At 52.7% G+C, this 6,645-nt stretch carries 6 protein-coding genes and 1 pseudogene; 5 read left to right on the top strand and 2 right to left on the bottom strand.

Annotation, left to right across the window (positions count from 1 at the left end; genetic code table 11):
* Window positions 1-174 precede the first annotated feature (174 nt).
* The 4 genes and pseudogenes from AC06ND_RS04640 to AC06ND_RS04625 all read left to right on the top strand — a co-directional run bounded on the left by AC06ND_RS04640 (window position 175) and on the right by AC06ND_RS04625 (window position 2,632).
* The gene (locus tag AC06ND_RS04640) at window positions 175-873 is read left to right on the top strand and encodes a hypothetical protein (protein ID WP_475677823.1); all 699 of its coding nucleotides are present in this window, start codon (window positions 175-177) and stop codon (window positions 871-873) included.
* A 134-nt stretch (window positions 874-1,007) separates the two neighbouring features.
* Window positions 1,008-1,238 carry an IS200/IS605 family transposase gene (gene tnpA / locus AC06ND_RS04635; RefSeq protein ID WP_475677822.1) on the top strand — a complete coding sequence of 77 codons (231 nt, stop codon included), beginning with the start codon at window positions 1,008-1,010 and terminating at the stop codon, window positions 1,236-1,238.
* A gap of 96 nt (window positions 1,239-1,334) precedes the next feature.
* Window positions 1,335-1,565: pseudogene (locus tag AC06ND_RS04630) on the top strand (hypothetical protein); the annotation flags it as partial.
* A 20-nt stretch (window positions 1,566-1,585) separates the two neighbouring features.
* A complete protein-coding gene (locus AC06ND_RS04625; protein ID WP_475677821.1) occupies window positions 1,586-2,632 on the top strand; it encodes a DUF362 domain-containing protein in 1,047 nt (348 codons plus the stop codon).
* 312 nt (window positions 2,633-2,944) lie between these two features.
* Here AC06ND_RS04625 and AC06ND_RS04620 read toward each other — a convergent pair whose 3' ends face one another.
* The gene (locus AC06ND_RS04620) at window positions 2,945-3,655 is read right to left on the bottom strand and encodes a VOC family protein (protein WP_475677820.1); all 711 of its coding nucleotides are present in this window, start codon (window positions 3,653-3,655) and stop codon (window positions 2,945-2,947) included.
* 68 nt (window positions 3,656-3,723) lie between these two features.
* Here AC06ND_RS04620 and AC06ND_RS04615 point away from each other — a divergent pair, with 68 nt between their 5' ends.
* On the top strand, window positions 3,724-4,725 hold the full coding sequence (locus tag AC06ND_RS04615) for a 1-acyl-sn-glycerol-3-phosphate acyltransferase (protein ID WP_475677819.1): 1,002 nt from the start codon (window positions 3,724-3,726) through the stop codon (window positions 4,723-4,725).
* Between the two features lie 630 nt (window positions 4,726-5,355).
* Here the strand turns inward: AC06ND_RS04615 and AC06ND_RS04610 are convergent.
* Window positions 5,356-6,330, bottom strand: a complete 975-nt coding sequence (locus tag AC06ND_RS04610) for a transposase (protein WP_475677818.1) — start codon at window positions 6,328-6,330, stop codon at window positions 5,356-5,358.
* Window positions 6,331-6,645: the final 315 nt, after the last annotated feature.

The raw sequence follows: 6,645 nt of genomic DNA, 5'->3' as shown, positions 1-6,645 counted from the left end.
TCGGAAGTTGTGACAAGGGACTTCAATCCCATGTCCAGTCCGACCGACACATTGGCCTTGCTGCAACTCAGGAGGAAACAGGTTGCAGAGATAATTTTTGAAAGGAAAATTTGGTAAATAGCTGATATATATATATATATTTACTCCCTTGATGTAAAATCACACAGAACGAATATGATGAGAAACATTTGTAAACTTATGGCAGTCCTCGCCGTAGCTGGCGGACTCGCCGCATGCAACAAGGACAAGGGACCTGAAGGTCCTACGGATTTTTCCGGAGGTTGCGAGGCCGTGGATCTTGGTCTCAGCGTGAAGTGGGCGTCGTACAATGTAGGTGCTCAGAACGTGGACGGACCTGGCTCATATTTCGCCTGGGGCGAGACTACAGAGAAGAGCAATTACGACTGGTCAAACGAAGGTGACTACAAGTGGGGCATCTATGACAGCAGTGCCAAGCCTAAATACGGCATGACCAAGTACACAGCTGATGTTGAAGGCGGCGACGGTCTCATGACACTCCAGCCTGGTGACGATCCTGCAACTGCGAACTGGGGCAACAAATGGCGTACTCCCACCATCGATGAAATCAATGAGTTGCTTGACAAGACGAAGTGCGAGTGGACCTGGGACGCTACCAAGAAAGGTTACACAGTAAAAGGTCTGAAGACAGGCAATTCGATTTTTCTGCCCACAGCGGGCTATCGCGAAGGGTCGGGTCTTGACGATGTCGGAACAAGCGGCAACTACTGGTCTTCGTCAGTGCACGCATACCTGGGCAACGCGAACTACCTCTCCCTTGATTCGGAAGACCGGTACTTGACCAACAGCGGTCGCTACTTCGGGCAGTCGGTACGCGCCGTCACAGAGTATTAGGCCTGATATTCAGAAACAGAATCAGCAGAAATTGCAAGTCTAATCCGTGGAGCACAGTCTCCGCGGATTTTTTTCGTTTCACATATCATGGACAATGCCTATCAGTCCAGCGGACGACATAAGTGGTACCTGAAATGCCACCTTATATCCATCTGCTAATCTCCTATCCTCCAAACATCACCGTGACATCCATTGCGCGACGACTCAAGCAGGAAAGCACCCGTGAACTATGGAAACGATATCCGGACTGGCTCCGCAAACACTTCTGGAAAGAGCACACCTTCTGGAGCGACGGATATTTCGTCTGCTCCATCGGCGAAGCATCTCCCGAAACGGTCCGGAAATACATCGAGAATCAGGGTTGATTCACAATATATTCCTACCTTAGCACTCAGAAACGGCTGGCCGATTCATCCGCAGAGGCTGAAGACCTCTGGGTTTTCTCGGCCAAATGATATAAAATACAGTTATTTGAGGGCGTGAAGGTACGCTATGCATGGGATGAGGAGAACGAGGAATGGCTGTTCTCCATTGTGGATGTTGTATGGGCTTTGACAGACCAGCCGGACCTTGATCATGCCCGTAATTATTGGAAGGTGCTGAAACTCAGGCCGAAGAAGGAGGAAAATGAGTCGGTTACAAAATGTAACCAGTTGAAGTTGAAAGCAGCGGATGGAAAGCAAAGGCTTACACTTACACAAATCAAGATATTATGAAAACAAGACTTTTCCTTTCGCTCGCGGCGGCGATCATGGTCGCAGCGGCGTCCTCATGCGGCAATTCGCGCAGCTCGCACTCGACCCAGGCGGAGTCCCAGACGACCGACATCTCCTCGCTCGGGCAGGAGGGTGGTGTGCCGGTGTACATGACCCGTGACCTTTCGGCGGAGAGCATCGTCCGCATCTATCATGCGCTCGGTCGTCCTGCTACCGGAAGGGTGGCGCTGAAGATCTCGACGGGCGAGTCGGAGGAGACAGGGTATATCCGTCCTGCGATGATGAAGCCAATCATCGATGACATCGCGTCGGTGGAGGGCAACAGCGTGACGATAGTGGAGTGCAACACTGCCTATGCGGGTACTCGCAACACGACCGAGTCCCACTGGAAGGAGATCCAGAAGAGGGGATTCCTCGACGTGGCTCCGGTGGACATCATGGATGCCGACGGGGACATGCGCATTCCGGTGGTGGATGATTCGCGCATCAAGTACGATATCGTGGGCTCGCACCTGCAGAACTATGATTTCATGGTGAATCTTGCCCATTTCAAGGGCCACCAGATGGCGGGCATGGGCGGTGTGCTGAAGAACGCGTCGATCGGTGTGGCTTCGGCCAGCGGCAAGGCGTACATCCACACTGCGGGCTACACCGCAGACACGAGGACGATGTGGTCGCATACCGACGATCAGGACGGTTTCGTGGAGGCGATGGCTTCGGCTGCGCAGGCGGTCCACAATTATTTCGACGGCGGCAAGAACATCGTCTATATCTCGGTGATGTACAAGATGAGCATCGATTGCGATTGCAATGCCCATCCGCAGGAGCCGCTGATCGCGGATTTCGGTATCCTCGCTTCGACGGATCCGGTGGCGCTCGACCAGGCGTGCTACGATATCGTCACGAAGATCCACAATGACGAGCACAACAATACCAAGCCTCTTCTTCGCCGCATCGCAAGCAAGAACGGCACGCACATCATGGAGTGGGGCGAGCACATCGGCCTCGGCTCCCGCACCTACCAGTTGATTGATATTGACTAAATTGCCTACTGCTTTATACGATAAGAGCCACCGCAGAGAAGCGGCGGCTCTTATATTTTTATAGAAAATTATAACGGCTTGCTGTGTTTTGTATGAGGTATTTGTCGTATATTTGCAAAAACCTGATTTAACTATGCAAACCAACGCGAAAGACCTGCAGCAACCACTTCCTAAGGTTGAAATCCCTACCGAATTGAGCGAAGATGTACGTCGCTATTCCGGTATCTTGCGACAACCTACTGCGCAGGAGTTACGCGAAGACGATAGGCTTGCCAGAATCTGGGAGAAATAGTTCTGCTTTTCTGATCCCCCTTACATCGCGGGCTTGACGTTGATGTTGACGCCGAGGGCCTGCTCGCTGTCGAAGACGGTCCAGCTGCCGCCAGGGTAGATGTGCTCCACGCGCTTCGGATAGCCGCGCTCGATCAGCTCGTCCACGACTGCGTCGCGGCGCTCGCCGACAGCGAAGCCGAGGTGGTGGACACCGTATCCATGCTCACGGATGAACTCGTTGTATGTGTTCGGATTGTCGTCAAGCACCTCGTGCAGCTCGATGATGAATCCCTGCGGCGCCATTATGGATGCGAGCTTCAGACCGTATTTGTAGTTCTTGTCGTAGTACATGAGGTTCGGGTCGGTGGTGTCGACGGTCTGGTGGACGTGGATCTCCGGCATCGGCACATTGAGGAGCTGGGACCATTCGCGGGCCGCAGCTTCGATGTCCTCGACGAGGATGGCGATCTGGATGAAGCCTCCGAGCTCGAGCGGGTTCTCCATCGTTCCGCGGTCGGCCTTGAGCTGGAGCTCATGGTTCTGCGCAGCCCAGAGTTCGGGATCGTTGGCCTTGATGTCTTCGGCAGCCGCCTTCAGCCCTGCCATCTTCGCGCTTCCGTAGGTGCCTGGCTGGCTGCCCTGGAGAGTGCTGCTTGTGTTCTGATTGTCGTTGCTTGCAGCCTGATTTCCGCTGCATGAGACCATGACCATCGCTGCGATCATGCCCGTGAGGATGCTTATCTTTTTCATGGTTATCGTTTTTCTCGTGTTCCTCAAAGTTAAGGAAAAATATAGAGTTTGCTATATTTGCAGACGCTATGGCAACGGAGATTTTCAAATACAGCAGGATATATGACTGGGGAAGGTACTACTTCGACCTGTGTGCCAGGACCCAGTTCTCGAAGGTGACCATCCGCGGGCGTGAGAACATTCCGACCGACGGTGCGATCATCTATGCTCCGAACCATGTCGCCGCGATGATGGATCCGCTGGTGACTCTCCTTGCGAACGGCCATTCTCCGGTCGGTTTCGGCGCGAGGAGCGACATCTTTTCCAATCCGGCAGCCGCATGGGCCCTGCATTTCGTGCGCGTGCTTCCGTTGGCCAGGGAGAGGAACGGCCTGAAGGAGGTCGCAAAGAACTATGAGACCTTCGACGATATCACCAATTGCCTGCGCCATGGGATGCCTTTCTGCATGTTCGCGGAGGGTACGCATCGCCCGGAGAGGGGATTGCTGCCGCTGAAGAAGGGTGTGTTCAGGATTGCGAAGAACGCGAGCGAGGAGCTCGGGAAGCCGGTATACATCGTGCCGATCAGCTCTGACTATGAGTATTTCTTCAAGCCCATGGGCCGCATCTGCATCACCGTCGGCGAGCCCATCGATGTCGCTGAGTATTTCCGTGCCCATGCCGATGAACCCGAGGCCAACATCTACAAGGCTCTGATCGACCTGCTGGCTTCGCGCATCAGGGCCGGGCTTGATGTCCTTCCGGAGAGGAAGCACGGTGCCGAGCGCTTCGGCCGCTTCTGGAATGGATGTTTCTGCAGGATCTTCGGCGACCGCAGCCGTCGTGCGAACATGGTCCTCCGTACTCTGACCGCGCTGCTCTCGTTCCCGCTCTGGCTCGTCTGCGCCGTCCTCTGTGCGCCGATCTGGCTCATCGCGGAGCACTTCATCTACCGTCTCGAGGATAAGGCGTTCTCGCACACGGTCTACTTCGCCGTCCGCCTTCTCTTCCCGTACATGTGGCCTTTCCACTGCCTCATGGCCTACCTCAGCAACCGCTACGTCGACCTTCTCCGCGACTACCGCCGCTAGCCTTTTCCCGCTGCAGGCGTTCGTTGCCCTAAGCCGTGTTCTCTCTGGCACGAACGCCAAAAAAAGCTTGATTTTTGGAGTTCGTGACGTGATTTTCGGGGTTTTCATCGGTTTTGCTGGCACGATGTCCAAGAATCGGCCGATTTTTGTCGTTCGTGCCAGACGCTCTTAGTCTTGGTGGCATTTCTGTTGGCACGAACGAACCCCGCGACCTCAAAGAATGTTGCTTGAAATTATAGGGAAGGCACCGCTGTCGGAATGGAGTACCTCCGGCAGCTAAAGCGAGCCACCTCGCGAGCTCGAATGAGCGGCTCGCCAGTGTTCGCTTTTGCCCATCTGTACTACTCCGACCTTAGAGAAGCAGTGCATGTTTTTTGTGTGTTCGCGATACCAAATGGTAATATCTTTCAAAGCAGGATGCTTTGAATTGATTTTGTCTGGTAGCGGGTCACCTGGACAAAAGTAGGATGATTTGCTCTTGATTTTTGCAGGGTGGACAAAACGTAGGATGGACCGGGCATAAGTCAAGCGCAAGCGAGCCGCTCCATCGAGCTCGGCGAAGCGCTTGATCTTTAGCCGCCGGAGGTCGTACATTCCGGCGGCGGTGCCATTCCAGAAAAACGACAGTCCTTACCTGTCAGCTCTTTTGATTGCCAGACAGCGACAAACTTGGTCCTGGGTGAAGTATTTGTTCAAAGCTTTGACAAGAAAAGATTTGCGTCTACAGTCAGACAAAAGCCTGTTCCCGAGATCACACCTTTCGCTTTCTGAAAGCTGGTAAATGCTCTCTCGACCTAGATACAAACGTGGGAGATAGACCTTGTCTATCATTGTACAGAGCTCAATGTCCGTCATCCAACTCTTGTTAACACGCCCGTTCTCATTCAGAAGCATAGCCTTCACATCCTCTGAATTGTAATGACGTTCGATACTGTCGAGTGTTATTGCCGGTCCTGGCTCGGAATCCGTTACCTGTTCTGACTTCCAATCGTCATTCGTGATTCTGTTCATGTTGAACAGATAGTTGCGAGGAGTGATATATAGCTCTTCTACATAGCTTGTGTCAATGACACCCTGTCTCAATAGTAAACCACTGCTCGACATACGATAGTCCTTAACGAGCTCAACCTTCGATTTAGGTACGAAACGGTAGTAAGACTTAAGTGGAAATAAATCTGTGGGCTCATCCTTACCGAGTTCTTTTGCATAGATGACGTTGGCTGAACAGTGCTTGTATTCGAAGGGAGTGGAGCAAATCCCATGGTGCAGACCCTGTCTGTTTACATAAGAGACAGCCGTCTGTAGATGCCTGGCTCCGCTGATATCCGTATTGTAGATTTCCCTGTCGCCAAACCTACCTAGCCGATGGTACTTGTTGTTGAAGTACCTTGTGTACTCATATCTATATTGTTCTCCAAGCTGGGTCGCATTGTCGGTTGCCACTACGAAATGTACATGGTCAGACATCTCCCCGTCTGCCAATGCACGTGTCTCAGTCAGCCTACAGGCAATTGCAAATGAATTGAAACCGCGGATGAAGTCTTCCTCCGACCTGAATAGAACCTCGTCATGGGACGCGAGGCATAGATGAACCGTTTTTCGCATATTTTCTACCCTTCGTTTCTCCCGCACATGCGGAAAAGCACTATCAAATCTATGAATAATGATAATCATTCACAACTCTTATGGCACGAACGCCAAAAAAAGCCTGATTTTTGGAGTTCGAGACGTGATTTTCGGGGTTTAGAGCAGTTCTGCTGGCACGACGTCCAAGAATCGGTCGATTTTTGGAGTTCGTGCCAGACGCTCTTAGTCATGGTGACATTTCCGTTGGCACGAACGAACCCCGCGACCTCTAAGACTGTTGCTTGAAATGATAGGGAAGGCACCGCTGTCGGAATGGAGTACCTCCGGCAGCTA

The sequence above is a fragment of the Candidatus Cryptobacteroides sp. genome (genome assembly GCF_056207615.1).
Note: the sequence above shows the minus strand (reverse complement) of the source record. Positions and strands in the feature narration are given on the sequence as shown.